Origin of the sequence: Amycolatopsis sp. MEPSY49 (genome assembly GCF_051337345.1) — a bacterium.
Taxonomy (GTDB): Bacteria; Actinomycetota; Actinomycetes; order Mycobacteriales; family Pseudonocardiaceae; genus Amycolatopsis.
This window is the reverse complement of the sequence record NZ_JBDLYJ010000021.1, coordinates 41601-68595: the sequence shown is the minus strand read 5'-3', so window position 1 is coordinate 68595 and position 26995 is coordinate 41601. Positions and strand designations below refer to the sequence as shown.

General features: G+C 72.2%; 23 protein-coding genes. 16 read left to right on the top strand and 7 right to left on the bottom strand.

Annotation, left to right across the window (positions count from 1 at the left end; all coding sequences use genetic code 11):
• Positions 1-2 precede the first annotated feature (2 nt).
• The 13 genes from ABFJ78_RS47220 (at position 3) to ABFJ78_RS47160 (ending at position 16402) form a co-directional block, all read left to right on the top strand.
• Positions 3-734, top strand: coding sequence for a hypothetical protein (locus tag ABFJ78_RS47220; RefSeq protein WP_436394021.1), 732 nt, complete (start codon positions 3-5; stop codon positions 732-734).
• Complete coding sequence (locus ABFJ78_RS47215) at positions 731-1516, top strand: MlaE family ABC transporter permease (protein ID WP_436394019.1); 786 nt, start codon at positions 731-733, stop codon at positions 1514-1516. Before ABFJ78_RS47220 ends, ABFJ78_RS47215 begins: the two co-directional genes overlap by 4 nt.
• A complete protein-coding gene (locus tag ABFJ78_RS47210; protein WP_013229372.1) occupies positions 1517-2332 on the top strand; it encodes an MlaE family ABC transporter permease in 816 nt (271 codons plus the stop codon).
• On the top strand, positions 2329-3525 hold the full coding sequence (locus ABFJ78_RS47205; protein ID WP_436394017.1) for an MCE family protein: 1197 nt from the start codon (positions 2329-2331) through the stop codon (positions 3523-3525). The genes ABFJ78_RS47210 and ABFJ78_RS47205 overlap by 4 nt, the downstream gene beginning before the upstream one ends.
• Complete coding sequence (locus ABFJ78_RS47200; protein WP_436394016.1) at positions 3522-4538, top strand: MCE family protein; 1017 nt, start codon at positions 3522-3524, stop codon at positions 4536-4538. The genes ABFJ78_RS47205 and ABFJ78_RS47200 overlap by 4 nt, the downstream gene beginning before the upstream one ends.
• A complete protein-coding gene (locus ABFJ78_RS47195) occupies positions 4535-5545 on the top strand; it encodes an MCE family protein (RefSeq protein ID WP_436394015.1) in 1011 nt (336 codons plus the stop codon). Before ABFJ78_RS47200 ends, ABFJ78_RS47195 begins: the two co-directional genes overlap by 4 nt.
• The gene (locus tag ABFJ78_RS47190) at positions 5545-6543 is read left to right on the top strand and encodes an MCE family protein (RefSeq protein ID WP_436394014.1); all 999 of its coding nucleotides are present in this window, start codon (positions 5545-5547) and stop codon (positions 6541-6543) included. The genes ABFJ78_RS47195 and ABFJ78_RS47190 overlap by 1 nt, the downstream gene beginning before the upstream one ends.
• Positions 6540-7511 (top strand): MCE family protein, encoded by a 972-nt coding sequence (locus tag ABFJ78_RS47185; RefSeq protein ID WP_436394013.1) that lies wholly within the window; start codon positions 6540-6542, stop codon positions 7509-7511. The genes ABFJ78_RS47190 and ABFJ78_RS47185 overlap by 4 nt, the downstream gene beginning before the upstream one ends.
• The gene (locus tag ABFJ78_RS47180) at positions 7511-8617 is read left to right on the top strand and encodes an MlaD family protein (RefSeq protein WP_436394012.1); all 1107 of its coding nucleotides are present in this window, start codon (positions 7511-7513) and stop codon (positions 8615-8617) included. The genes ABFJ78_RS47185 and ABFJ78_RS47180 overlap by 1 nt, the downstream gene beginning before the upstream one ends.
• Entirely contained in the window at positions 8614-9111 is a 498-nt protein-coding gene (locus tag ABFJ78_RS47175; protein WP_436394011.1) for a hypothetical protein, read from the top strand. Before ABFJ78_RS47180 ends, ABFJ78_RS47175 begins: the two co-directional genes overlap by 4 nt.
• Positions 9108-9698 carry a hypothetical protein gene (locus ABFJ78_RS47170; RefSeq protein ID WP_436394010.1) on the top strand — a complete coding sequence of 197 codons (591 nt, stop codon included), beginning with the start codon at positions 9108-9110 and terminating at the stop codon, positions 9696-9698. The genes ABFJ78_RS47175 and ABFJ78_RS47170 overlap by 4 nt, the downstream gene beginning before the upstream one ends.
• 144 nt (positions 9699-9842) lie before the next feature.
• On the top strand, positions 9843-11150 hold the full coding sequence (locus ABFJ78_RS47165) for an AMP-binding protein (RefSeq protein ID WP_436394009.1): 1308 nt from the start codon (positions 9843-9845) through the stop codon (positions 11148-11150).
• On the top strand, positions 11147-16402 hold the full coding sequence (locus ABFJ78_RS47160; RefSeq protein WP_436394008.1) for an acyltransferase domain-containing protein: 5256 nt from the start codon (positions 11147-11149) through the stop codon (positions 16400-16402). Before ABFJ78_RS47165 ends, ABFJ78_RS47160 begins: the two co-directional genes overlap by 4 nt.
• On the opposite strand, the gene ABFJ78_RS47155 is transcribed toward ABFJ78_RS47160, so the two are convergent.
• From ABFJ78_RS47155 to ABFJ78_RS47140, 4 genes are all read right to left on the bottom strand, one after another.
• Positions 16399-17556, bottom strand: coding sequence for a helix-turn-helix domain-containing protein (locus ABFJ78_RS47155; protein ID WP_436394103.1), 1158 nt, complete (start codon positions 17554-17556; stop codon positions 16399-16401). The two genes, ABFJ78_RS47160 and ABFJ78_RS47155, sit on opposite strands and share 4 nt — an antisense overlap.
• A 79-nt stretch (positions 17557-17635) precedes the next feature.
• Positions 17636-18826, bottom strand: coding sequence for a helix-turn-helix domain-containing protein (locus ABFJ78_RS47150; protein ID WP_436394101.1), 1191 nt, complete (start codon positions 18824-18826; stop codon positions 17636-17638).
• Positions 18827-19218: 392 nt separating this feature from the next.
• Positions 19219-20133: an alpha/beta fold hydrolase gene (locus tag ABFJ78_RS47145; protein ID WP_436394007.1), complete on the bottom strand. Its 915-nt coding sequence runs from the start codon at positions 20131-20133 to the stop codon at positions 19219-19221.
• A 338-nt stretch (positions 20134-20471) separates the two neighbouring features.
• Positions 20472-21680 (bottom strand): PucR family transcriptional regulator, encoded by a 1209-nt coding sequence (locus ABFJ78_RS47140; protein WP_436394006.1) that lies wholly within the window; start codon positions 21678-21680, stop codon positions 20472-20474.
• Between the two features lie 198 nt (positions 21681-21878).
• Between ABFJ78_RS47140 and ABFJ78_RS47135 the strand changes: the two genes are divergently transcribed.
• Both ABFJ78_RS47135 and ABFJ78_RS47130 read left to right on the top strand, forming a co-directional pair.
• Positions 21879-23075: a helix-turn-helix domain-containing protein gene (locus ABFJ78_RS47135; protein WP_436394005.1), complete on the top strand. Its 1197-nt coding sequence runs from the start codon at positions 21879-21881 to the stop codon at positions 23073-23075.
• Between the two features lie 197 nt (positions 23076-23272).
• Positions 23273-24082: a GNAT family N-acetyltransferase gene (locus ABFJ78_RS47130; protein ID WP_436394004.1), complete on the top strand. Its 810-nt coding sequence runs from the start codon at positions 23273-23275 to the stop codon at positions 24080-24082.
• Here ABFJ78_RS47130 and ABFJ78_RS47125 read toward each other — a convergent pair.
• On the bottom strand, positions 23972-24499 hold the full coding sequence (locus ABFJ78_RS47125) for a GtrA family protein (RefSeq protein WP_436394003.1): 528 nt from the start codon (positions 24497-24499) through the stop codon (positions 23972-23974). The two genes, ABFJ78_RS47130 and ABFJ78_RS47125, sit on opposite strands and share 111 nt — an antisense overlap.
• A 40-nt stretch (positions 24500-24539) precedes the next feature.
• On the opposite strand from ABFJ78_RS47125, the gene ABFJ78_RS47120 reads away from it, so the two are divergent.
• Entirely contained in the window at positions 24540-25127 is a 588-nt protein-coding gene (locus ABFJ78_RS47120; protein ID WP_436394002.1) for a hypothetical protein, read from the top strand.
• Here the strand turns inward: ABFJ78_RS47120 and ABFJ78_RS47115 are convergent, their stop codons facing one another.
• Together ABFJ78_RS47115 and ABFJ78_RS47110 are read right to left on the bottom strand one after the other, a co-directional pair.
• Positions 25128-26321, bottom strand: a complete 1194-nt coding sequence (locus tag ABFJ78_RS47115; protein ID WP_436394001.1) for a lipase family protein — start codon at positions 26319-26321, stop codon at positions 25128-25130. It lies immediately after the preceding gene.
• Positions 26318-26881, bottom strand: a complete 564-nt coding sequence (locus tag ABFJ78_RS47110; protein WP_436394000.1) for a hypothetical protein — start codon at positions 26879-26881, stop codon at positions 26318-26320. The genes ABFJ78_RS47115 and ABFJ78_RS47110 overlap by 4 nt, the downstream gene beginning before the upstream one ends.
• Between the last annotated feature and the right edge of the window lie 114 nt (positions 26882-26995).

The window sequence follows — 26995 nt, the reverse complement described above, 5'->3', positions numbered from 1 at the left end:
GGATGTCAGTGCTGACACGCGCGGTGCCGCTCCTGCTCGTGCTGGCGCTGACCGCGTTCTCGCTCGGCGCCGCGGAAGCCGCGCCGGGCGAGACCGCGCCGTCTCAGGCCCAAGCGGCCACGCAGATTCCCTTCGGGTTCACCCTCGGGGACGCGCAGCAGCCGACCACGAGCCACGTGGCCAAGCTCGGATCCGACATCGCCTTCCCGCCGGGCACCTTCGACGGTGCACTGGGCGGCCTCACCAACACCGTGCCGATTTCCGGCAAGCTGAACATCCCGCCCACGAACGGCTACTTCGTCGCGTTCCGGTTCATGGCCACCACCGGCCGCGTGGAGATCATCCCGGACGGCGACGCCACCGGCACGGCCACCGTGAAGACCGGCAAGGACACCAACTGCAAGGCCACGCAGACGAACATCTGCGCCGACACCGACGTCACCGCGAAGGTGTTCATCAAGCTTTCGGACGCCAAAGTGGACGGTAAGACCCTCGACGTCGGCCCGAACTGCCGGACGGCCCAGCCCGCGTCCGTGAACATCAAGGCGCTGGTACCGATCTCGCTGCCGGCCCCGCCGGTGAAGGTGACCTCCACGTTCACCGCGCCGCCGTTCGCCGGCTGCGTCGGGCACGAAGACGTGAGCCGGTTGCTCACCGGCCTGGTTTCGGGGCCGGGCAACACCTTCGTCTCGAACCTCACCTTGCGGTGCTTCAGCGGCGGTTGCAAGGCATGACGATCCAGGTGCAGCAGCGGGCGGTCAACGGCCTGCGCGAATTCGGCCGCATGTGCGCGATGGGCCTCGACATCATCCTGGCGATGTTCCGCCGCCCGTACCAGGTCCGCGAGTTCGTCCAGCAGTTCTGGTTCATCGCCAGCGTGTCCATCACGCCGGCGATCCTCGTCTCGATCCCGTTCGGCGCGGTGATCTCGCTGCAGCTCGGCTCGCTCACCAGCCAGATCGGCGCGCAGCAGTTCAACGGCGCGGCGAGCGTCCTGGCCGTCGTGCAGCAGGCCAGCCCGATCGTGACGACGCTGATCATCGCCGGCGCCGGCGGCAGCGCCATCTGCGCGGACCTCGGCGCGCGCAGCATCCGCGAGGAGATCGACGCGATGGAGGTGCTCGGCGTCTCGCCGATCCACCGGCTGATCGTGCCGCGGGTGCAGGCCGCCGTCGGCGTGTCCGTGCTGCTGAACGGCCTGGTCAGCGTGGTCGGCGTGCTCGGCGGCTACTTCTTCAACGTCATCGTCCAGGGCGGCACGCCCGGGGCGTACCTGGCCAGCTTCAACGCCCTCGCGCAGCTGCCCGACCTCGTCGTCAGCTCCGTGAAGGCGGTGATCTTCGGCTACCTCGCCGGCGTCGTCGCCTCCTACCGCGGCCTCAACCCGAAGGGCGGGCCGAAAGGCGTCGGCGACGTCGTCAACCAGTCCGTCGTCATCACCTTCCTGCTGCTGTTCTTCGTCAACACCGTGCTGACCGCGCTGTACCTGCAGCTCGTCCCCGCGAAGGGAACCTGAGTGGCCATCCTCGGCAAACCCGGCGACCGGCTGTTCGACCTCGGCGATCAGCTGCTCTTCTACGTCCGCGCGCTCGCGGCCGTCCCGCTCGCCGTCACGCGCTACTTCCGCGAAGTGGTCCGGCTGCTGGCCGAGGTGACGTTCGGCAGCGGCGCGCTCGCGGTGATCGGCGGCACGATCGGCGTGATGGTCGGGCTGTGCGTGTTCACCGGCGTGACCGTGGGCCTGCAGGGCTTCAGCGCGCTGAACCAGATCAACATCTCGGCGATGACCGGGTTCCTGACGGCGTACTTCAACACCCGCGAAATCGCGCCGCTCGTGGCCGGGCTCGCCCTGTCGTCCACTGTGGGCAGTGGGTTCACCGCGCAGCTCGGCGCGATGCGGATCTCCGAGGAGATCGACGCCCTGGAGGTGATGGCCGTGCGGAGCATGCCGTACCTGGTCACCACCCGGATCGTCGCCGGGTTCATCGCGATCATCCCGCTGTACGTGATCGGGCTGCTGATCTCCTACCTCGGCTCGCGGCTCACCACGGTCGTCTTCTTCGGACAGTCCGGCGGCACCTACGACCACTACTTCACGCTGTTCCTGCCGCCCGGCGACGTGCTGTGGTCGTTCGGGAAGGTGCTCGTCTTCAGCGTCGGCGTGATCCTGACGCACTGCTTCTACGGCTACCGGGCGAGCGGCGGGCCGGCCGGGGTCGGCGTGGCGGTCGGCCGGGCCGTGCGGACGTCGATCGTGCTGATCAGCGTCCTCGACCTGTTCCTGTCCCTGGCGATCTGGGGCGCGACGACGACGGTGAAGGTGTCGGGATGAGCCGGTTCGGCACGCAGCTCGCCGGGGTCGCGTTCCTCGGCGTGCTCGTCCTGCTCGGCTACCTCGCGGTCGCCATCTACGACAAGGACTTCGACGACTCGGAACTGGTGACGCTGCGCGCGGACCGGGTCGGCAACCAGCTCGCGCCGACCGCCGAGGTGAAGGTCAAGGGCGTCCCGTTCGGCGAGGTCCGGGCGGTGCGCAGCACGCGCACCGGCGCCGAGATCGACCTCGCGCTCGACCCCGCGAAGATCGGCCTGCTGCCCGAGAACGTCTCCGCGCGGCTGTTGCCGAAGACCGTGTTCGGCGAGCGGTACGTCAACCTCGTGCTCCCGGACCGGCCACAAGGGAAGCTGGGAGCGGGGGACGTCATCGGCCAGGACAAGTCCGCCAACGCGATCGAACTGGAACGCGTACTCGGCGACCTGCTGCCGCTGCTGCGCGCGGTCCAGCCGCAGAAGCTGAACAGCTCGCTCGGCGCGATCTCCCAAGCCCTGGACAACCGCGGTCAGCCGATCGGCGACAGCATCGTCAAGCTGCAGGACCTGCTGGCCCAGCTGAACCCGCTGATGCCGCAGTTCAAGGCGGACATCACCGGCCTCGCCAACGCGGCCGACGTCTACACGACGGCCGCCCCGGACATCCTGCAGGCGCTCACCGACCTGTCGACGACCGCGAAGACCATTGTGGACACCCGCGCTGACCTCGACAGCCTGTACTCGAGTGTCACGAGCGCCACCGGGCACCTCAACGACTTCCTGCGCAAGAACAAGGACAACATCATCGGTGTCTCGGCGGAAAGCCGCCCGTCGCTGGAACTGCTGTCGCAGTACTCGCCGGAGTTCCCCTGCCTGTTCGACGCCGTCAACCGGCTCAAGCCGCTGATGGAGAAGGCCCTCGGCAAGGGGACGAACGAGCCGGGCCTGCACGTCACGCTCACCGTGCAGGACCCGCGCGCGAAGTACGTACCCGGCCGCGACAACCCGCGTTACGACGCGACCGGCGGCCCGAAGTGCTACGGCGGCGGTGCCGCGGCCTCGGGCGCCACGGACGGCGACCTCGGCCCGGCCAACTCGCCGGGGGAACGTCAGCTCGTCGCCGAGATCCTGAAGCCCACGCTGGGGGACGTGCCGGACTGGAGCAGTGTCCTCATCGGACCGGCGCTGCGCGGAACGGAGGTGAGCGTCCGATGAGGAGCGTGGTGGGACCCGCCGTCAAGGGGCTGGTCTTCTTCCTGGTGACCGCGGTCGCGACCGGGATCCTCGCGGTCACGATCGCCAACTCCAGCGTAGGCGCGACGATCGGGTACACGGCCCGGTTCACCGACGCGACCTCGGTCAACCCCGGCGACGAGGTCCGGATGGCCGGCGTCCGGATCGGCCAGGTCGACTCGGTCAAGGTGGTCGAACACCGCCTCGCCGACGTCGGCTTCTCCGTCGACCGCACGCACCGGCTGACGGCGTCCGCCGCGATCACCATCCGCTACCGCAACCTGGTCGGGCAGCGGTACCTCTCGGTCGACCCGGGCGCCACGGACACCTCGCCGACGTTGGCCGAAGGCGCGGAAATCCCCTTGGAGCGGACCAAGCCGGCGCTCGACCTGACCGCGTTGTTCAACGGCTTCAAGCCGCTCTTCCAGGCGCTGTCGCCCAACGACGTCAACCAGCTGTCGTTCGAGATCATCCAGGTTCTGCAGGGCGAGGGCAGCACGATCGAAAGCCTGTTGCAGCACACCGCGTCGCTGACGTCCACTTTGGCCGGGAAGGACGCCGTGATCGGCCAGGTCATCGGCAACCTCAACACCGTCCTCGACACCGTGAACGCCCAGGGCGACCAGTTCGACGCGCTCGTCGACACGACCGCGCAGCTCGTCACCGGCCTCGCCGCGGATGCCAAGCCGATCGGGCAGGCCATCGGCGGGCTCGGCGAGCTGACCACCGCCACCGCCGGGCTGCTGCAGCAAGGGCGCCAGCCGCTCAAGGACAGCATCACCGCACTCGGCGACCTGTCGAAGAACCTGGCCGACAACACCCCGGTGTTCCAGCAGTTCATCGACAACCTGCCGAAGAAGCTCGACCGGATCGGCACGCTGTTCTCCTACGGCTCGTGGGCGAACTTCTACCTGTGCGCGGTCGACTCCGACGCGAAGCCGGCGCCCGGTGGCCCGCCGCCCGGCATCCCCGTGACCGCTGCGAGGTGTCGATGAAACCGCCGCGGATCAAACCGTTCCGCAGCCGCAACCCGATCGTCGTGGGTGCGGTGACCGCGCTGGTCATGGCCCTGGTCGGCGGGGCGACGTTCTTCTCCGACGACCTGCCGATCGTCGGCGGCGGCACGACCTACAAGGCCGAGTTCCACGAGGCCGCCGGGCTCAAGCCGAACGACGAGGTCCGCGTCGCGGGCGTGAAGGTCGGCGAGGTCACCGACGTGCGGCTGGCCGGCGACCACGTCGAGGTGCTGTTCCGGGTCAAGGACACCTGGATCGGCAACCGGACCACCGCGGCGATCAAGATCAAGACGCTGCTGGGCCAGAAGAACCTCGTCCTCGACCCGGTCGGCAACGGCGAGCTCAACCCCGACCAGCCGATCCCGGCCGAGCGCACCAGCTCGCCCTACGACGTCACCGAGGTGTTCAACGACCTCGCGAGCACGGTCGGCGCGATCGACACGAACCAGCTCGCGCAGGCGTTCCGCGTGCTGTCCGACACGCTCGGCGCCTCCGCGCCGCAGGACGTGCGGACCGCGTTCGACGGCATCGCCGCCCTCTCGCAAACGCTTGCGTCCCGCGACGACGAGCTGGTCAAGCTGTTCCAGAACACCAACCAGGTCTCGAAGACGCTCGGCGAGCGCTCCGACCAGATCCAGGCCCTGATCCGCGACGGCAACACGCTGCTCACCGAGCTCAACGCCCGCAAGGACGCCATCGCGCAGCTGTTCACCGGCATCAAGAACCTCTCGATCCAGCTGCGCGGGCTCGTCGCGGACAACCAGAAGACGCTCGGCCCGGCGCTCGACCAGCTCGACCGCGTGGCGACCGTGCTGCAGCAGAACCAGGGCAAGCTCGAGGACAGCCTGCGCCTGGCCGGCCCGTTCTACCGGCTGCTCGGCAACGCCGTCGGCAACGGCCGCTGGATCGACACCTACATCTGCGGGCTCATCCCCACCGGCACCACGCCGGGCAGCTGCCTGCCACCGAAGAACGGGGGACGCTGATGGCCCACCAGCTCATCGACCTGGGAGCCCGGGCGCGCCGGCGAACGCGACTGCGGGCCCTCACACTCGGCGTCCTCCTCGCGTTGGTGGTCTCAGCGGCCTGGCCGATCGCGACCGCACCGGCCGAGCGGACGCTGACCGCGTACTTCGCCGCCGCGGTCGGCATCTACCCGAATTCGGATGTGCGGGTGCTGGGCGTCGCGATCGGCTCGGTGTCCGAAGTGGAACCGAACGGCACCGACGTCAAGGTGACCATGACTTTGAAACCGGACGTCCAGCTTCCCGCGGACGCGGGTGCCGTCGTCATCACGCCGAGCCTGGTCGCCGACCGGTACGTGCAGATCACGCCGGTCTACCACGGTGGCCCGCAGCTGGCCGACGGCGCGTCGATCCCGCGGGAGCGCACCGCGACCCCGGTCGAGGTCGACGACCTGCTGCACAGCCTGAACCAGCTGATGACGGCGCTCGGCCCGCAGGGCGCCAACAAGGACGGCGCGGTCAGCGAGGTGCTGACCAAGTCGGCGGAGTACCTGAACGGCAACGGGCAGACCATCGGCACGGCGATCAAGAACCTCGGCGAGTTCGCCCGCGCCGCGAGCGACTCCAAGGACGACCTCTTCGGCTCAGTCGACAACATCAGCAAGTTCACCGCGATGCTCGCCGCGAACGACGGGCAGGTCAAGCAGGCCATCTCGCAGATCGCGTCGCTCAGCAAGGTCCTGGCCGACCAGCGCGACCAGTTCTCCGGCGCGCTGACCGAGCTGACCCAGGCCCTGACCGTCGTGCAGGGGTTCATCAAGGACAACCGCGGCAAGGTCCAGTCCGATGTGGACAAGCTCGCCGACGTCACGAAGGTGCTCGTGAACCAGAAGGACTCCCTCGCCGAAGCGCTCAGCGCGGCCCCGAACGCCCTGACGAACCTGCTGGGGGCCTACGACCAGGCCAACGGCGCCATCGACGGCCGCGGCAACCTCCTCGAGTTCGCGGAGCCGAAATGAAGTCCCTGGTCAAGCTGGCCGCGGTGGTGACGCTGGCGCTGGTCACAACCGGCTGCGGGCGCGGGGTGAGCGTCTACGACATCCCGCTGCCCGGCGGCGCCGCGCTCGGCGACCACCCGATCCACGTCACCGCGAGCTTCACCAACGTCCTCGACCTCGTGCCGCAGTCCGGGGTCAAGGTCAACGACGTGCCGGTCGGGCAGGTCGTCAAGGTCGAACTGGCGCCGGACGGGCACAGCGCCGTCGTGGACCTGCTGCTCAACGGCGACGTCGACCTGCCGGGCAACGCCGTCGCGCGGCTGCGGCAGGCCAGCATCCTCGGCGAGAAGTTCGTCGAGCTGGCCCCGCCGGACGACGCGACGCCGTCCGGCCGGCTCCTCGACGGCGCGGCCATCCCCCTGGACCGGTCGACGCTGACGCCGGAGATCGAGGAGGTCTTCGGCGCGCTGTCACTGCTGCTCAACGGTGGTGGCGTGGCCCAGGTCCAGAACATCAGCCACCAGCTCAACGAAGCTCTCGGCGGTCGCGAAACCGCGGCGCGCAGCCTACTGTCCAGTTTGGACGCCTTCGTGCAGGGCCTCGACGAGCACCGGACCGAGATCACCCGTGCCATCGAGAGCGTCAACAAGCTCGCGCAGACGTTGAACGCGCACACCGACCAGATCACCACGACGCTCAACGGCCTCACACCCGGCATCGGCGTCCTCAACCAGCAGCGGGAAGCCCTGGTCGGCATGCTCAAGTCCCTGGACGGGCTGACCTCCGTCGCCGTCGACACGGTGAACCGCAGCAAGGACGACCTCGTCGCCGACCTGAAGGCGCTGGAGCCGTTGCTGCGGCGGCTGGCCGACTCCGGCGACAAGCTGCCCAAGGCGATGGAGATGATCTTCACCTTCCCGTTCCCGGACGCCGCGCTCGACACGATCCGCGGCGACTACCTCAACGGGTTCCTCAAGGTGGGCCACTGATGCTGACCCGGTTCGTGCGCGTCCAGGTGACGATCTTCGTCGTCATCGCGGTCCTCGGCGTGGCTTACGTCGGGGCCACCTACGCCGGGCTCGACAAGGTGTTCTTCGACCGCGGCTACACGGTGAAAGCGCAGTTCCCGACCGGCGGCGGGATCTTCACCAACGCCGAGGTCACCTACCGGGGTGTCCCCATCGGCCGCGTCGGCGAGCTGCGGCTCACCCCGGCCGGGATGGAAGCCGACCTCGAGATCGACTCCGGCACCGCACCCGTCCCGGCCGACACCGAGGCCGTCGTCGCCGACCGCTCGGCCGTCGGCGAGCAGTACGTCGACCTGCGGCCCCGCACCGACGGCGGGCCGAAACTGCAGGACGGCTCGGTGATCACCCAAGCCGACACGAAGATCCCGCTGCCGGTCGACGTCGTCTTGTCGACAGTGGACTCGTTCGCCAACTCGGTGCCGAAGCCGGCGTTGCGCACGGTCGTCGACGAGCTGTACAACGCGACGTCCGACGCCGGCCCGGCGCTGGACCAGCTCGTCGGCCGCGGCATCGAGTTCGTGCAGGCCGCGAGCGCGCACGTCGCGCCGCTGACCCGGTTCGTCACCGACGCGCACACCGTGCTCGACACCCAGGTGCAGCAGGCCGACGCGATCCGCGAGTTCGGCGTGAACGCGAAGCTGCTCGCGTCGACGCTGAAGCAGTCCGACGGCGACCTGCGCACGCTCATCCCGGCGGTCCCCGCCGCGGCGAACGAGGTCGGGGCGCTCATCCGCGACTCCGGGCCGCAGCTGGGCGTGCTGCTGGCCAACCTGCTGACCACCGCGGACGTCCTCGAAGCCCGCCAGGACGGGCTGCGGCAGCTGCTGATCACCGCGCCGCAAGCGGTCGCCGCGGGCAGCGCCGTGATCCGGCCGGACGGCGCGCACTTCGGGCTGTCGCTGACGTTCTTCGACCCACCGCCGTGCACCACCGGGTACACGACGCCGTACCGCGACGGCCTCGACACGTCGACCCGCCCGCTGAACACGGCCGCGCGCTGTGCGCTGCCGAAGGGCAATCCGACGAACGTGCGGGGTTCGCAGAACGCACCGGGAGGACGGCCGTGAGGATTGTCGTGTGGCCGGCCGCGGTCCTGGCGACCGTCGCGGCCGGCTGGTCCGGGTTCGGCTGGTGGCAGGCGGCGCACGACGACGGCGTCGCGCGGGCGGTGGTCCGGGAGGACGCGCTGGCGGCGGGCCGGACGGCCGTCGCCGGGCTGACCACTTTGGACTACCGGCAGGCGGCGCCCGGGTACCAGCACTGGCTGGACCTTTCGGGTGGGGCGTTGCACGACGAGCTGGCCGCCGATCGCCAGGGCAGTCTCGACCGGATCGCGCAGGCGAAGACCGTCACCACCGGCAAGGTGACCGACGCGGCGGTGACCGAAGTGGACACCGGCGCGGGCACGGCGAAGCTGATCGCGTCGGTCGAGCTGGTGGTGGCGCCCGAGGGCGGCGACGCCGTGACGAAACGCAACCGGTTCCAGGCCGACCTGACGCGCGGGCCCGACGGCTGGCGGGTCACCGGGCTGGGCCAGGTCCCGACGGGGGAGACACCATGACCGTGCCGACGAAGAAGCGAACGGTGAAGGTCGCCGGGCGCCACCACGAACCCGCGCCGGCCGAAGAGGTCGTCGTCGAACCGCCGAAGCCCCGGAGGCGGGCGAGGGTGGTGCTCGCGGTGGTGGCGGTGCTCATGGCCGGGCTGGCGGTGTGGTTCACGCTCGAAGCGCGGAGCACGAACGCCGTCGTCGCGCACAACACCGCGCTTTCCGACGTCGCGGGCACGGCCGAGGCCGGGAAGCAGATCAGCGCCGCGCTCGGCACGCTGTTCTCCTACCGCTACGACGACCCGGCCAAGAACGAGCAGGCGGCGAAGGACCTCCTCGCCGGTCCCGCGCTCGCGCAGTACGACCAGCTCTTCGGCCAGGTCCGCAAGCTGGCCGCGGACCAGAAGCTCGTGGTGACCTCGACCGCCGTCGCGTCCGGCGTGAAACTGCTCGACGGCGACCGCGCGGCGCTGCTGGTGTTCCTCGACCAGACCGGCACTCGCGGTGACGGGCAGCGGAGCACCGGGGCGGCCCAGCTGAGCGTGACGGCCGAGCGCGTGGCCGGGAAGTGGCGGGTCACCGGGATGTCCGCCGCGTGATTGTCACGTTGACAACAGGCGTTGCCCGCGTCGCAGTGAACGGAATGACAAAGTATTTCCGCGCATTCCCGGTTCGTTGACACGGATTCAACGCGGGAAATACGGTGAATCACCGATCCGCCGCGAGAAATGCGCGAGGAATCCATGCTCACGAGTTCTGAACGGGTCTTCGGCGGCCGCGTCGCCGAAGCCGGGGCCACGACGCTTACCACCTCGCTGGCCCGCCGGGCCGCGGTGGCGGGCGACGAGCCGGCGCTGACGTGGCTCGGGACCACGTGGACGTGGGCCGAGTTGAACCGCCGCGTGACCGCCGTCGCGGCGGCGTTGCGCCAGGTCACCGAACCGCGGCAGCGGGCCGCGATCCTCGTCGCGCGGCCCGTGGACCACGTCGTCGCGTTCCTCGGCGCGATCCGGGCCGGCCTCGTCGCGATCCCCCTGGCCGCCGGGAACCGGGCGGCCTTCGCCGACGCCGAACCCTCGATCGTGCTGGCGACGGCGGACACCGTGGCCGCGACCCGGCGATTCCTTTCCGGTTCGGACACCTGCGGGCACCGCGTGCTGGCCGTCGATATCGTCGAAGAAGCGGGCGAATTCACCGAAGATCCGGTGGCCGCGGAAGACGTGGCGTATCTGCAGTACCCGGCCGGCGTGCTGGTCACGCACGCGAACATCCTGGCCAACGCGCGGCAGGTGGCCGGCGTGCTGCCGGGCCGGACGATCGTGAACTGGCTGCCGCCGAGCGATCCGCTCGGGTTGCTGCTCACGGTCGCCCTGCCGATCACCACCGGGCGGCCCGTGGTGCTCGTCGACCGGCTCCTCGCGCATTCGCCCCTGCCGCTCGACGCCGGCACGTTGGCGAGTGCCGCGGATCCGGACCTGGCGCGGTTCCGGGAGGCGTTCGCCGCGGGCGCGTTGCGGGTGTGTCACGTCCTGGCCGAAGCGACGGCTGTGGTCAGTGTCGAGGGAACGCCCGCCGGGCAGCTGATCGCGGTCGTCGACTCCGGTGGCCGGCGGCGACCCCCGGGTGAGGTCGGCGAGATCTGGGTGAGCGGCCCGAACGTCGGCCGCGGGTACTGGAACCGGCCCGAGGAGTCCGCGCGCGTCTTCTGCGCCCTTCTCGCCGACGACGACGAGCCGCGGTGGTGGTTGCGGACCGGGGATCTCGGGTTCCTGGACGGGTCCGGTGCGCTTTCGGTGCTCGGCCGGGTCGTCGGCGGGCACGACCCCCGGAACCTCGAAGGGACGGTGAAGGAGGCGCATCCGGCGGTGCGCGCGGCGGCCGCGTTCGGTGGGGAGCGGGTCGTGGTCGTCGTCGAACTGCGGCCGGGGGCGGTTCCGCCGCGCGGGGAGGTCGAGCGGGCCGTGCGGGCCGCGTTGTCGGCCGGGCACGGGCTGACGCCGCGAAGGGTCGTCGTGCTGCCTTCGGGCGCGGCCCTCGGTGGCCTGCGGTGAACGACCCCGACGAGCTGCGGCGGTGGCTCACCGAGCGGATCGCCGGGCTGGCCGGCCTCGCGCCGGAGCTGGTCGACGCCGCGGTGCCGCTGGCCGAGCTGGGGCTGTCCTCCCGGGACGAGGCGACGATCGCGGCCGAACTGGGGGAGCTGCTCGGCCGCGAACCCGACTTGGGCCTGCTGGGGCGCTACCCGTCGATCGCGGCACTGGCGGCGGCGCTCGAGGCCCGGCCGCGGCCCCGGGCGGGTGAACCGGTCGCGGTGCTCGGCATCGGGTGCCGGCTGCCGGGGATCGAGTCGCCGGAGGGGTTATGGCGGGCGTTGCTGGCGGGCGTGGTCGTGCCCGGTGCGTCGGTCGCGGAGTTCGACGCGGATTTCTTCGGCATCGACGTGGCCGAGGCGGCGGAGATGGACCCCCGGGAGCGGCTGTTGCTGGAGACGACGTGGGCGGCGTTCGAGCACGCGGGCCTGGCGCCGGGCACCCTGCGCGGCAGCCGGACGGGCGTGTTCGCGGGGGTTCCGGCGGGGGCGCCGGCGATCGCGAGCGGGGTGTCGGACTGGTTCGACCTGCGCGGACCGAGTTCCTCGGTGGACGCGGCGGGATCGGCATCGTTGACGGCGGTCCACCACGCGGCGCGGGCTTTGGCGGCGGGGGAAGCCGATTTGATGGTCGCGGCCGGGGTGGAGGGGCTGGTGGCCGGGGTGGTGGTGCTGAAGCGCCTGGCCGACGCCCGCCGTGACGGCGACCGGGTGCTGGCGGTGATCCGCGGCAGCGCGGTCGGCTCGGCGGGGCGGTCGGGCGGTCTGCCGGCGCAGGTTCTGGCCGACGCGCATGCGGTGGCGGGTTCGGATCCGGCCACTGTGGACTACGTCGAGACGCCGGGGTCGGTGGTGGAGGGCCAGGCGCTGGAGGTGGTGCTCGGCCGCAACCGGGACTATCGCCGGCCGCTGTTGTTCGGCTCGCCGGGGTTCGGCGATGTTGGCGGGGTGGTGGGAATTCTTGGGCTGATCAAGGTGGTGCTCGCCCTGTGGCACGATCGGATCCCGCCATCGTTCGGCCTCGCCGAGCCGGGTTCGCCTCGGCTGTTGGGTGTGGGCGAGTCGGCGGGTCCAGCTGCGCAGCCGGGCTTGCGTTCCGAACCGGCTCCACGGGCCGATGCGGGCCACCCGGCGCCGCCGAACCCGCGCTCGGGGGGAACTCCCGGTTCCCGCGTGGATGAACCGGCGGACCGGTCCCCGTCGGCGGGCCAGCGCTCGGGGTCGGCTCGGGGCTCCGGTGTGAGCGAACCAGCCGGCTCGCCCTCGCAGGCGAGTCGGCGTCCCGGCGTGCCTCGGCTGTCCCCTGTGGACAATCCCACTGACTGGCCGCGCTATGGCGGAACCGCGCGCGCCGGGGTTTCGGCCTTCGGGCGTACCGGTGCCCACCTCGTCCTCGAAGAATGGCCGAAACCCCTCACCCCCGCCGCGCCTGGGTCGCGGTGGAGTGGGCGGCCGCAAATCTTCGCCGTCTCCGCCCATTCGGAATCCGCCCTTCGCCGCCGGGCCGGGGACTTGGCCGACTGGCTTGCCGGGCCTGGCCGCTCCATCGCGCCCGGTGATCTTGCCGCCGCTCTTGCCCGGCGGCGTGAGCACCTGCCTCTTCGGGCCGCCGTTGTCACCTCGTCCCGGGCCGCCCTCCTCGCCGGGCTGCGGGCCCTCGCCGAGGGGCGGACCACCGCCGATGTCGTGCGCGGCACGGCCGGGCGCGAACTCCCGCGTCCCGTCTTCGTCTTCTCCGGCGCCGGGTCGCAGTGGCCCGCGATGGGGCGGCGCATGCTCGGGGCCGAGCCGGAATTCCGGGCCGCCGTTGCCGCTCTCGAACCGATCTTTCTCGCCAAGGCCGGGTTTTCGCTGCGGGGCGCGCTGCGCCGGCCGCTCGGTGACCCCGCCGTCGTGGCGCCGCTCGTGTTCGGTACCCAGGTCGCCCTGGCGAACTGGTGGCGGGCGCACGGCGTCGAGCCCGTCGCCGTGCTCGGGCACTCGACCGGGGAGGTCGCCGCGGCCGTTGTCGCCGGGGCGCTCGACGTCGGGGACGGTCTCGACGTCGTCGTCACCTCCGCGAACCTCCTCGCGGAACTTCCGCCGAGCGCGATGGCCGTCGTCGAGCTACCGGCCGACGAGGTGCGCGAGCCGGGCCTCACCGTTGTCGAGTACACCTCGCCGACGCAGTGCACCGTCGCCGGCAGCGAAGAGCGCATCGCCGCCCTGGTGTCCCGTGTGGACGGTCTCGGCCGGCTCGCTCGGCGGCTCGAGGGCACCGGGCACACCGCCGCCGTCGAGCCGGTTCTCGGCCGGTTTCGCGCCGCGCTCGGGCACCTGCGGCCCCGGCCGCCCGGGATCACGTGTTATTCGAGCGCGCTGGAGGACCCGGTGTTCGATGTGGACCACTGGGTCGCCACCCTCCGGCGCCCGGTCCGGTTCACCCAGGCGGTCGCCGCCGCCGTCGCCGACGGGCACCGCTGGTTCGCCGAGATTTCGCCGCACCCCATCGCCCTGCCCGCCGTCGAGCAGACCGCCGCCGGCGTGCGGACGCTGGCCAGCCTGAGCCGCCGCGACGGCGAAGAAAACGCTTTCGCGCACTCGCTCGCCGAACTCCACACCGCCGGGCACCCGGCGGTGCTCGACCGCCGCTACCCGGAGGCGCCCGTGCTCGACCTCCCCCCGCCGCCGTGGGACCACCGGACGTTCCACCTGCCGCGACGGGCCACGGACCATCCGCTGCTCGGCACTCGGGTCGAGATCCCCGGTGAAGATCGGCACCTGTGGCAGGCGACGATCGCTCCGGACGCGCCCGCCTGGCTGGGTGAACACCGCATGCACGACGTCCCGGTGTTCCCGGCGACCGGGTTCCTGGAACTGTTCCTGGCCGGCGCGCGGGAGCTGTTCGGCACCGGCCGCGTCCGCGTCGACGGCCTCGAGGTGCACCGGGTGCTCGCGGTGACCGGGGAAACGGTGCTCAGCACGGAAATCCGGCTCGACGGCACCGCCGTGGTGCGGGCGAAGACCGGCGCGGGCTGGGTGCGGCACGCGACCGCGTGGGTCTCGGCCGACACCGATCCGGCGCCCGCCACACTGTCCGAAGTGGACAAGACAGTCAAGCCCCCGCCGCCGGGGTACGCGTTGCACCCCGTTGTCGCCGACGCTTGCCTGGGCCCCGGTGAGCCCGCCGGGTTCGGCCGGGTCCGGCTGCTCGGCGACCCGGGCCAAGGCGTCCGGTGCCGCAAGGACGGAACCGAAGCGGTCCAGCTCGTCACCGAAGACGGCGAGGTCGTCGCCGACTTCGCCGACGTCCGCTTCCGGGCACCCGGCGACGTGCCGCTCGCCGCCCGCGCCTTCGGGACGACGTGGCCGGAGGTCCCGCTGCCGCCGATCCCGCCGGGCGAGCGGAGTTCGTGGCTGCTGCTCACCGACGAGCACCCGGCCGCGCTGGGCCGGGCCGTCGCGCTCGCCCTCGCACTGGCCGAAGCCGGCGACGAAGCCCTTTCCCTGCCACAGGACGACCTCGACGAGCTGCCGGGCTTCCTGGCCGAGCGTCCGGTGCGTGGCGTCGTATTCCTCGCCGGCGCCCCGCACGCCTACCACGATCCCGAGGACGCCCGCGACCTACTGGACGTCGTCCGCACGGTGATCGACCGCCTCGGGCCGGGTGTCCGGCTCCACCTGGTGACGCAGTCGAGCGGCGAGCCCGGGCTGGCGTTCCTGCGCGGGCTCGTCCGGGTGCTCGCTCATCAGCGGCCGGGCCTGCGGGCGACGCTCGTCGACTGCGACGCCCGGTCCGATGTGGACGTTCTCGCCCGCGAGCTGCGTTCCGGCGCGCCCGACGACGAAGTGCGCTGGCGCCACGACGTCCGGTACGCGGCACGGCTGACCCGCGTCCCGCTCGTCGACGGCGGCTCGCCCGGTCCGGGCGCCTACGTGATCACCGGTGGCTTCGGTGCGCTGGGCCTGGCCACCGCGAACTGGCTGGCGAGCGCCGGCGCGACCCGCATAGTCCTTTGCGGACATGACGACGGCGAAATCGAACTGTCCGGAGTGGACGTCGTCGTCATCGAAGGAGACATCGCGGCCCCCGGGGTCGCGGAACGGCTCATCGCCGCGGCCACCGCGGATGGCCTGCCGTTGAGGGGAATCGTGCACGCGGCGAGCGTCGCCGGCGACGACGTCGCGGCCGTGTGGCGCCCCAAGGTCCTCGGAGCGCGGCGCCTGCACGAAGCGACCGCTGACACGCCGCCGGGCTGGTGGCTCAACTACGCGTCGACAGCGGCGCTGTTCGGCGCGCCCGAAGAGCCGGCCCAAGCGACGGCGGACGCGTGGCTGGACGCGTTCGCGGACTGGCGCCGATCGCGAGGCCTGCCCGCGACGACGGTGCACTGGGGCGCTGTGTCGGAGGCTGTCGAAGCCCTGCCGGCCGTGCTCGCATCGGATCGGCCGTCGGTCGGGATCACGCGGCTGGACACGAGCGACCTCGTCCGGCGGCCGTACTTCGCGGCGATACTGGACGGCGTCCCTGCGGCCGCCACCCCGCGCGACCGGCTGGCGGACATCGTCGCCGGGCTGCTCGGCCGCCCGGCGGCGCCGGACGTGCCGCTGGTCGAGCTGGGCCTGGACTCCTTGACGGCGATGCGCGCGCGGGCCGCGGTCGAGCGCGAGTTCGGCGTCGCACTGCCGGTGCCGCTCCTGCTGGGCGGGGCGCGCCTCGACGACCTCGCCGGCTACGTGACGGGCGCGTCCATCCCCGTCCGGGCCCGGCGCTCGGGCACCCCGCTGGTGCTGTTCGGCGAGCCCGGGGTGTACCGGTCGCTGCGCGAGCACCTCGGCGACGTGCCGTGCCACGTCCTCGACGCGTCCGATGTGGACACCGGCGTCGCGAGGCTGCGGGAGGTGCGCCCGGCCGGGCCGTACCGGCTGGGTGGCTGGGCGGCCGGCGGCGTGCTGGCTTTCGAAACCGCGCGGCGGCTGACCGCGCTGGGCGAGCGGGTCGACGTCGTCGTGCTCTTCGCCGCCGAAGCGCCGCCCGATCCCGAGCCGTACGCGGGCCGGGTCGTGCTCTACCTGACGGCGGACGCGGCCGCGCCCGGCTGGGCGGCGTGCTGCGCGGACCTGCACGTCGAGATCGTGCCGGGGGACCACCGGTCGATGCTGGAGCCGCCGCACGTCAGCCACCTCGCCGCCGAACTGGCCGGACGCACCAGCCCGGGCATCACGCCGGTCTAGGTCAGGGTCGCGCGCAGGGCCAGGATCATCTCGAAGCGGTCGTCCGGGTTCCGCAGGTGGTCGGCGAACAACGCCTCCAGCTCCTGGGCGCGGGCGCGGACCGTCTGCGGGTGGATCGCCAGCCGGTCGGCCACCTCGCGGACGTTGCCGCACGTCTCCAGCCACGCCAGCAGCGTCCCCGCCAGCCGGTTGTACTGCTTCGGGGTCAACGCGGTCAGCGGCGCCAGCCGGCGCCGGGACACCTCCGTCGCCAGAAACGGTTCCTTGCGCAGCCACAGCGTCGCCAGGTGGTCTTCGCACCAGGTCAGCGGCTCGTCCGGCAGGACGTCGGGGATCAGCCGCAACGCCTCCTGCGCCGTCGCCAGCGAGCGGCCCGCCTGCCGCGGCGGCACCGGCGGGCCGACCGCGGCCCGGTGCCCCGCCAGCGCGGCGGTCAACGCGGCGCGGTCCGAAGGCGCCGGTAGCAACAGCCGCGGTGTCCCGTCTTCGAGGTCCTCCAGGGCACCCAGTCCGGCGACGTCCGCGGGCCCGTCCAACGCCACCGCGACCAGCCGGTGCGGCAACGGCCAGTCCGCCGCCGTCGCCGCTTCCTGGACCGTCCGCGACGGCGACGGCGGGTCCGCCAGCAGCAGGTCCAGCAGCCGGCGACGCCGTCTTTCCAGCGCGCCGGCGGCCCGGGCCTGCGCGGCCGCGTGCCCTTCGATCGACAGCGCCGACAGCTCGTCGATGTAGGCGAAGATCGCCTCGGCGAGCAGGCACAGCGTCGCCGACGGCACGCCCGCCCGCGTCCCCACCTCGGCCATCCGCCGCCACGTGACGCGCGCGCCGACCCGGTAGGCCGCCTGCAGGACGTCGAGGTTGCGGCCCTGCGCGAGCTCGTGCACGCCGAGCCCGACGAACACCTTCCGCCGCGAGTCCGGGATCGGCCCGGACGCGGCGATCCGGTCGATGAACTGCAGGATCGCCGCCTGCACGCCCGCCCGCAGCGCCTTGCCGAAGGCGCCGTCGAGCGGCCGCGCGTAGTCCGGGATGGTCCGCTGGATCTCGCGCAGCACCTCGTCGGCGACGTCGAGCAGGCGCGGCCGGAACACCGCGGCCAGCTCGCGGGGGAGCATCGCCCACAGCTGTCCCGGCCGGCCGTCGCCGCCCAGCATCGGCCCGAACGTCGATTCACCGGACGGTCCGGTCAACGGGAACCACCACTTCTTCGGGGTGACAGAGCTTCGAAGCGGGTCAGGAACCGAGCAGGGCCTCCGCCCGCAGCGCGATCTCCATGTCGAGCCGGTCGTCGGCGTTGTTCAGCCGGTCGCCGAACAGGTCGATGAGCTGGTGCATGCGGTAGCGCACGGTCTGCGGGTGCACCTTGAGCTTCTTCGCGATTTCGGGTGCGCTGCCGCGGGACTGCAGCCAGATCAGCAGCGTCTCGCCGAGGCGTGCCCGCTGCTTCGGGGTGAGGTCGTTGAACGGCTCCAGGCTGCGCGAACACAGCTCGCGGACCAGGAACTCGTCGGCGAGCAGCCACAGCGTGGACAGGTGGTCGGTGCAGCGGGTGACCGGCGCGTCCGGCAGCACGCCGCGCTGGACGAGCTTGAGCGTCCGGCGCGCCCACAGGAGCGACCGCGGCGCGTCGGTGAGCCGCACGGTCGGGCCGATCACCGCGCGCCAGCCCTGAAGCCGCTCGCCGAGGTTCTTCAGGTGCTTTTCCGCGTCCCCGGTGACCAGGCACGGCTCGCCGCCCTCGAGATCGACGAGGACGTCCGAGTGCAGGTCCGGCGCGGCGAGGCTGTGCTGGTCGGCGCGCGGTTCGAGGGCGACGACCGTGACTTCGGCCGGCAGCGCCCACTGCGCGGTCGCGGCCTGCGCGCTGATGGTCTGCGGCGCCGACGGCGGGTCGGCGAGCAGCAGTTCGAGCAGCCGTCTCCGGCGCCGCGCCCGGGTGCCGGCCGCGCGGGTCTGCGCCGCCGTGTAGCCCTCGATCGAGAGCGCGGAGATCTCGTCGACGTAGGCGAAGATCGCCTCGGCCGACGTGCAGAGCGTGTCCGCGGCCACGCCGGCGGCCTGCCCGAACTCCGAAATGTGCCGCCACGCGACGCGCCCGCCGACCCGGTAGGCCGTCTGGAGGCAGTCGAGGCTGCGGCCCTCGTTGAACTCGATCTTGCCGAGGTTGCGGAACACGGTCGTCCACGTCTCGAGCGGCACGGCACCGGGGGTGCCGACACTGTCGAGGCACTGGATGATCGCCTGCCGGACACCCTGCGTGATGATGTGCCCGAACGCGCCTTCGAGGGGCTGGCGGTACTCGGGCACCGCCCGCTGGACCTCCTGCAGGATGGCGCGGGCCAGCGGGTCGACCCGCGGCTTGAAGCGGATCGCCAGCTCACGGGGCAGCGAAGCCCACAGCCCGATGGCGCCGGAAGCGCGCACGGGCCGGGGTTCCGCCGGGCTCCGGGGAGCGGGCGGGTAGGCGGTCCGGGGCCGGTCGGCCGACACGGACTGGTGCCGGTAGGCCGGTCCGGAAGGGCGTTCTCCGGGGTTGGGCCGTCCCGCGCGCAGGGCGGGGGCGGCGAACCCGGTGTCCACGTCGGTCATGTGTTTTATCCTTGCTGGCAACAAAACCGGCCTCTTCGTCGTCGAAGCCGGTCCGGATTTTGTGGCTCAGGCAACATAATTTCGCGCGAACCGCAGTGTCAACGGGTTCTCCGCTGACTTTGCGGTAACCCGTCCGGACTACACCCGAACGGGTGGAACGGCGCGACGCGAGGTGACACTTCCGCTTCGGGCGGATGGTGCGCGGATGACAACTTTTCCCGGGGGCCTCACGGCCCGGCCGTCAGACGCGCGACGACGTCGTCGAGCGTGAGCCGCGCGGGTTCGGTCGTCGTCACGAACTCGTGCAGGAGCAGGCAGAACCCGTCCGGATCGGCCACGTGCGGAAAGTGTTTCATGTTTTCCCGCACGGTCAAGCGGCTGTTCGGCAGCAGCTCGGCCGCCCGGCGGCCGTGCGCGGCGGGGATGAGCGGGTCGCGCGCGCCCCAGACCAGCAGCACCGGCACGTCTTCGGCCAGGTAGAGCTTCTCCAGCGCGGTCGCGCGCTGGCCGCGCAGGTCGATCAGGCTGCGCGCGATGGAGAAGAACGCCCGCCGCCGCGCCGGGTCGGCGAGCGAGCCGAAATGCCTTGCCAGCTCACGTGTTTCAGTTTTCAACGATCCGCCGAGCCGGCGCCCGAGCCGGGCCGCGGCGCGCGCGATCGCGAGCGTGCCCCGGTTGACCGCGCAGGCCACGACGGCCCGGGCGCCCGGCAACGCCGTCGCGCGCAGCACCGGGCTCACCTCCGGGCCGAGCCCCGCGCCGGCGACCAGGACGAGCCGGTCGCACATTTCCGGGAACTGGTAGGCGAACTGCAGCGCGACGCCGCCGCCGAGCGAGTGGCCGGCGACCGTCGCGTGCCGCACGCCGGACACCGCCAGCACGTCCCGCACGGTGCTCGCCAGCGCGCCGAGACCGTAATCCGCGCGTGGTGCCTCGGATTCGCCGTGGCCGGGCAGATCGGGCGCCAGGACGCGCTTGCCGAGCGCCCCGCATCGCGCCAAAACCGGTGCCCACGTCTCGGCGCTGCCCGCGATCCCGTGCAGCAGCACGACCGCTTCGTCGCGCGCACCCGTCGCGGGCAGGTGCTCGTGCAGCCGGATCCGGCGGCCGTGGAGGGTCAGCGTGTGCGTCTCGAGTGTCATCGGGAGCCCTTTCTCGCGGAGCCGAAAATAGGGCATCCGACTACTCGCGCCGGATGTGTCGCACGCCACTTCCCGGGAATGCGGGTGCGCGTGACAAGAACGGCCGCCGAAAGGCGATCGGGGGTGCGGGTTTTCCCGGTTCACCCGGTAATGCGTATCGACATTCCGCCGGTATCCGCGTATTCCTCGAAGGCATGGTCGCAATGACGCACCGGACGCGCTGATGTCCTGCCGCGCGAGTTTCCACCCCTATTCGCGAGAGCCCCGGCCGCCGCGGCCGGTGCGGCGCCCGTGGCGGCGCCTGCTGCCCGTGCCGGTGCGCGCGCTCGACCGCGCCCTCAGCGCTCCCGCTCACCGTCCGGCCGGTGCGCGCGCATGAGCCGCTGAGCCCGCAGGGCCAGCTGCATGCCGAGGCGGTCGTCGGCGTCCTTCAGCCGGTCGCCGAACAGCTCCTCCAGTTGCCGCAGCCGGTTGCGCACGGTCTGCGGGTGGACGCCGAGGCGCTGCGCGATCTCCGGCGCCCCGCCGCGCGTCTCCAGCCAGGCCAGCAGGGTCTCGCCCAGCCGGTCCCGCTGCTTCTCGCTGAGGGAGGCGAACGGGTCGAGGCTCTGCCGCGCCAGCTCGGCGGCCAGGAAGTCCTCCGCGAGCAGCCAGAGCGTGGCCAGGTGGTCGCGGCACCAGATGATCGGGCCGGGCACGTCGGGCCCGGACAGCAGCAGCGCCCGCCGGGCGGTGCGCAGCGCGGCCGGTGCGTCGGCCAGCGGCACGGTGGGCGACACCGCCGCCCGCCAGCCGTCGAGCTTGGCTTCCAGCGGCGCGAGGTCGGCGTCCGGGTCGCGGGTCAGCAGGTACGGCTCGGGGCCGTCGAGGTCGGCCAGGACGCCGTCGCCGAGCAGGTCGGCGGGGAAGCCGGCCGCGTCGGGGCCGCGTTCGAGGGCGACCATCGCGGCGGTCTCGGGCAGCGGCCAGCCGGCGCCCCCGGCCAGCTCGGCGATGCTGCTCGCCGCGCCTTCCGGGGCCTGCACGATCAGCTCGAGCAGGCGCCGCCGCCGGACCGGGACGGCGCCTTCGGCCTCGGCCTGCGCCTGCTGGTAGCCCTCGATCGCGGTGGCGCAGAGCTCGTCGACGTAGGCGAAGATGGCCTCCGCGGCGACCGAGATGACGGCCGGGTCGACGCCGGCGGCGACGACGCCGGGGTGCATCGCCCGCCAGGCCACCCGGGCCCCGACGGTGGCGCTGTCCTGCAGCGCGTCGAGCGTGCGGCCCTCGGTGAACTCGATGCGGCCGCGGCCGCGGTAGAAGTCGATCCAGTGGTCGTGGGCGAGGTCCGGTTCGCCCATCGAGTCGACGCAGTGCTGCACGGCGAACTGGACGCTCTTGACCAGGACCTTGCCGAACACGCCCTTGAGCGGCCGGCCGTACGCCGGGACCGTGCGCTGGACCTCCTGGATCATCGCGGCCGCGGCGCGCCCGACGTGCGGGCGCAGGCCCGCGCCCAGCGCGCGCGGCAGCGAGGCCAGCAGGCGGAAGCTGCGGTACTCGACCACCGATCCCCCTTCGAGTCGGTCCGGGCGGAGCAGAGCGTATCCGACGGTTGTGTCACTGAAAAATCAACGAGGTGTTCCCGGAAAGGGTGACGGGATGACGTCCTTTTGACACGGACGGGTGGGCGTCCTACGCTCCGTGTCAGATGGTGGGGGCCAATTCCGAGTGTCGATTAATCCCGGTGGAGGACCGAATTCCCCATGCGCGGTTCTCCCGCTTCGGACGGCTCGGTGTGGGCCCGGCTGCCCCACGAGCTCGGCGACGTCGTGCGCCCGCGGATCCCGGAGATCGCGCGGGCCTGCGTCGACGGCATCGCCGCCGAGATTCCGGAATATTCCGGGAGTTTCGGCCGCGGCCCCACGCGCGTCGCGGCGATCGAGCAGGCGCGGCGCGGGATCGAGCGGGACATCGACCGCGTCGGCACGCCCGCGCTGTGGCAGGCCGACCGGCTGGCCGAGTTCCGCGGGCACGGGCGTGAGGCGTTCCACAATGGCCTGAGCCGCGAGGCGGTGCAGGCGGCCGTGCGCGTGTCGAGCCGGGTGACGTGGCGCTGGATCGCCGACATCGCCCGGGAAGCCGGCCTGTCCGGCGACGTCCTGTACGGCGCGGCCGAGGGCATGTTCGCCGACGTCGAGACGTCGATGGCCGCGGTCGCCGAGGGCTACCGCGCGGCGGAAGCCGCGATGTCCGGCACGGGCGAGCGCCACCGTCGCCTGCTGCACGCGCTGCTCGGTGGCCGCACACCGGCCGAAGTGGACGGTCTGGTCGCGGCGTCGGGGCTGCCGGTGCTGTCCTCGGTGGCGGCGGTGGCGTTCCGCGCGCTGCCGGGCGCACCGGAGCTCCCCGCGGGGTTGCTGCCGGAGCACGTCCCGGCGGATCCGTCGGGCGACCCACCGGCGGCGCTGACCCCGGCCCCGGACACGGACCTGGCGGGGCTGGCGGGGTTGCCGGCGGGCTGGACGGCGGCGGTCGGGCCACTGGTGCCCCCGTCGGCGGCGCCTGAATCGTTCCGGGTGGCGCGCCGGGCGCTGGACTTGGCGGCGCGCGGGTTGCTTGATGTGCCGGGGCCGGTGGTGTGGTGCCGCGACCACTTGACGACGTTGTTGCTGCTGGCGGACGAGTTCCTGGTGTCCCAGCTGGCGTCGACGACGTTGGCGCCGTTGACGGGGTTGCCGGAGCGGCGGCGGGAGCAGTTGGCGGAGACGTTGCTGGCGCTGGTCCAGACCCGCGGGAGCGCGCCCGAGCTGGGGCGGGTGCTGGAGTTGCACCCGCAGACGGTCCGGGCGCGGTTGAAGAAGCTGGGCGAGTTGTTCGGGGCGCGGCTGGACGATCCGGGGGAGCGGCTGCGGCTGGAGTTGGCTTTGCTGGCGGAACGGGCGTTGCCGGGCGGGGAGTGAGCCGGCGGCGTCCGGGGGCGCGAATGTCGCTTTGGGGACCTCTGGCGTCGCCAATGCGACATTCGCGACAGCGGGCCGCCGGGTGCGTGTTGCCAGGCGGGAGGGAGCCGGCCGGGCAGCCCCCGCCCGTCCCTGGGGGGCGTGCCCATGTCCAGTTTATCGGCCGGCTCTGACAAAACCCGGCGATCGCTCGGCCGGTGCCCGAGCTGCCCACATCCGCCCGAAGGCTGTGGACAACCGGCGAGTGGCCTGGCCCCGGCCGCCCGGATTGGCTCTGGGGAACGGTCCAATCCACCTCTAAGCTGCCCGACATGACCGGATTGCTCACCGAGCGCCTGCGGCAAGCCTCCGACAACGCCGTCGCCATGTGGACCACCTTGGCGAACGCCCGCGGTGACCGCGTCCGGGAACACCCCACCTGCACCGTCGTGGAGGGGCGCCGGGTGCGGATCATGGTGCGGACCGACACCCCCGACGAAGCCAGGATCACCGCACTGGCCGACGAATACCGGCAAAACGGCCGGACCGTCGTCGTCGAGGATCCCTTCCGGACGGTCGACCTCGGCGACATCGGCATGGCCGTCCGCCTCCTGCCCGTCATGGCGCGAGAGCCCGGACCGGTCCCGGACGAACCTACCGTCACCCGCGTCGAAACCCCCGCTGAACTGCTGAAAGCCGAGGACATCATCGTCCGCGGCTTCCCGCTGGAGGAGTACCAGCCCGTGGAACCCGGCAAGGTCTTCCCGGAAGAACTCCTCGGCCAAGCCTTCTTCCGCAAAGGAACCGAAGGAGCCTGCTTCACCATGGCCCACGGCGGCGTCGGCGGCGCCTACTGGGTCACCACGATGCCCGAACACCGCTCGAAAGGCGTCGGGCGCGCCCTCATGCACGCCGTGCTACGGCACTTCGACGACCGACCCGTCACGCTGACCGCCTCGCGCGCAGGGAAGCCGCTCTACGACAAGCTCGGGTTCACCACCCTGGGTGACTCCCATTGGTGGCGCTGACGTGGGGAACACCCACCGGCGGTAACCGAACCAGCGGAACGCCGTCCCGGACAACGTGCCCAGCACCATCCCCGCCACGAAGTCCGCGATCTCCTGCGCCACGAAGCCGACGTGCGGGACCGACAGGTGCAGCACGTACCGCGACACCAGCGGCGGCACCAGGTTCACCGCCACCGCACCCGCGTTGACCACGAAGAACAGTGCCGCTTCGCGCACGCGGTGGTGGCCGCCGCGGCCGGCGAACGACCAGCGGCGGGACAGCAGGTACGCGAACGCCGTCGAGGCCACCGTCGCGCAGAAAAGCGCCGTCACCGGTTTCTCGCGGAACACGGTGAGCTTCAGGCTGTAGTCGCCCAGTAGGGTGACCCCGTACGCGGCCAGGCCGACGACGGCGAAGCGGAACAGCTCTCGCGGCATGGTTCCTCCAGGGTGACGCCGACAGGGTGGAGGTCTTTCGATGGCACGCACGGGCGGGGAGGGTGACATCCCCTCGGTCGCCGAGCTGGTGAACTCTTCGCAGACGAAACCGCTGATGATCCGCGGTGACCTCGACGCGATGCTCAGCGCGGAAGAACCCGAGCCGGAACCCAAGCCCGATCCGCTGGCCATCCTCGACGCCGAGCTCGCGGCCCCGGAGCCCGAGGACGAGCGCCCGCTCGAAGCGCCGCCCGCCGAGTCGCGGCGCACCAAGCCGTACGTCCTCGCCGCCGGTGCGGCCGTCGCGCTCGGGCTGGCCGCCGTCGTGCTCTTCCAGCCGCAGCAGGTCGGCGGGACGGCCACGCCGCCGCCGGGCGCGACCGTCCCCGCCGCGCCGCCGACCTCGAGCGACGCGGTGGAGACGATGAGCGCCTCGGCGGAGCCGCCCCCGCTCACCGCGGAGGTGCACGACTCGCCGGTCCGGACCACGAACCCGCCGGCCGCCGCCGGGCGCAAGCCCGCGCGCCCCTCGACGACGGCGCTGTCCGCCGAAGACCAGTGGCAGCAGTACGTGAGCTCGGTGCTCAGCTCGTGGCAGCAGCACCCGCACGGCAGGCAGAACCGCTGATCAGCAGTTCGGCGTCGCCGGCTTCCCGGCGATCCGGTCCTTGACGAACGCCAGCACGTCGGCGTTGCCGGTGTAGACCAGCGTGATGTGGTCGGTGTCGTAGGTCTTCCACGTCACCGCCACCCCGGCCGCGCAGTACGCCTTGTGCAGGGCGTCGGCCTGCGCGAACTGCACCAGCTGGTCGCCGGTGGCGTGGTACTGGAACACCGGGACGCGCGGCGGGGTGCCGCCGAGCTTGTTCTCGTTCAGCCGCGCGACCCACGCCGGCTTGATGTAGCCCGGGCCGGTCGTGTAGTCCGCGATCTTCTGGTTCGCGTACGTCGTGAGCAGCTCGAACGTGCACGCGCTCTGCTTCATTTCGGCCAGCTTCGCGCGGCCGTTGTCGCTCAGGAACGAGTCCAGCTGCAGCTCGGGGTACGCCTGGTCGAGGCCGAGCAGGGCGTAGGCGAACACGCCGAACCCGAACTTGCCGTCGAGCTGTAGCGTCACCTGGACCAGGTCGGCGGGCACGCCGCCGGCCGCGATCCCGACGAGGTTCAGCTCCGGCGCGTACGCCGGCTGCAGCTCCCCGGCCCACGCCGCGGCGCCGCCGCCCTGGGAGTAGCCGCGGAAGACGACCTTCGCCGTCGGGGACAGCCCGGCCGCGGGGAGCCGCTGGGCCGCGCGGACCCCGTCGATCACCGCCGGGCCTTCGGACCGGCCCACGACGTACGTCGTCTTCGGCGCGCTCTGGTAGCCCTCGTAGTCCGGGACCGTGACGGCGTACCCGGCGTCCAGGAGGTCGTCGAGGCCGGGCTGCTCGTAGAACGCGCCGATGTCGATCATCTTCGACGGCGTGCAGCCGAACGCCGGCCCGTGGGTGCCGGGGTCGAACGAGACGATCGGCGCCGTCGCGCGGTCGGCGGTCTTCGGCACGAGCACGGTTCCGGTGACGGCGTCGGGCTGCCCGAGCGCGTTGGTGGACAGGTACATCACCTGCCACGCGTCGACGGAAGCCTTGCGCGGACCGGCGTTCGACGGCCGCCAGCGGATGACGTCACCGGGCTTGCCCGCGGGCAGCGGCGACGGCGGCGTGTAGAACGAGTCGTCGGCCGGACCGGGCTCCGGGACCGCGAACGCCGCCGACGCCGCGGGCGCGGCCCCGGCGGCGAGCACCAGCGCCACGACGGCGGCGAACACGCGGCGGGCGGTCACGAGCCCGTCCCGTAGACGCGCTTGCAGGTCGCGGACTCGCTGAAGGCCAGGTTCAGCTCGGGGTTCGCCTTGAGGTCCTTGATCGGGCCCTCCGGGTCGGCGAGCTGACCCATGGTCGCGTCGGCGTCGGAGATGACCTTGCGCAGGCTGGGCTGGTCGGTCACCTTCGCCTGCTCCATCTTGGACTTCGTCTCGGCGAGCTTGGTCTTCGTCTCGGTCAGGTTGCCGGTCGCCTTGTCCACAGCGGACTGTCCATCCGGGACGGGCGGGACGCCGGCGGTGCGCAGGCCACCCGCCATGTCGTCGAGGGCCGAACCCAGGCGGCCCAGGAAGTCGACCATCGCGTCCCGGGTCTTCACCGGGTCGGCGTCGTCGACGGCGGGCGGCTGCGACAGCTTCGCCGAGCCCGCCGCCACCCCGGTGCACACCTTGTCGACCCAGGCGAGCGCCGCGGGATCGGCGTGCCGGCCGGGGTCGGCGGGGGTGTCCGACCCGCACGCGGAGCACGACAGAAGCGCGGCCGCCGCCATTGCGAGCACCGCGCTGTGCATTCTTTTCATGGGTTTCGAAGCTACGCGGCGCGGTTGCGCACGAGCAAGACGGGAATGGTCGATTGGCATGCGCGTCAACATTTCGCGAGCGGGGATTGTCACGCTCGTCAGCGCTTCGGTGCT